This window comes from Vibrio sp. 1288 (assembly GCF_033344475.1).
Map to the genome: position 1 here is coordinate 1 of NZ_JAWPOX010001192.1, position 506 is coordinate 506.

The following is a 506-nucleotide window of genomic DNA, read 5'->3' on the forward strand; positions in this document are numbered from 1 at the left end:
GTGTAATTCAGCAATGGCAATGTCATCTTCAATGATCATCACTCGCGTTGCCATGTTCCTACTTGTTCTTCCTTTGGCAAATACACGGTTATTCGCGTTCCATGTTCTGTGTTTGGTAGCATTTCAACATGCCCGTGATAGCGGGTCGCTAATTGGTTCACTAGGTGCAAACCTACCCCTCTATTTTGTCGAGATTTTGTCGAAATGCCTTTTTTGAAAAGGGTTTGAGGTTCAATGTTCTCTGGCAACCCACATCCGTGATCGCTGACTTCTAAAATCACTTCGTTGCCGTAATCGCTAACCGAGACTTCGATGTTTCGACGCTCTGATGCAACGTTGGATTCATTGCGAATAACGCTCAAAGTCGCATCAAACGCATTGTCGATCAAGTTGCCTAAAATGGTGACCAGATCTTCCGAATTTAACCATTCAGAAAGCGGCTCCAAGCGACTGCCCTCCTCGACCACCAGCTGCAAACCCAGTTCTCGTGCTCGCTCTGTTTTGCC

At 46.4% G+C, this 506-nt stretch carries 1 protein-coding gene; it reads right to left on the minus strand.

The genetic code is table 11. The annotated features are described in order from the left end of the window. Nucleotides 1–38 precede the first annotated feature (38 nt). On the minus strand, nt 39–506 hold a 468-nt coding region (locus R8O11_RS31620; protein WP_318195436.1), incomplete at its 5' end, for a sensor histidine kinase.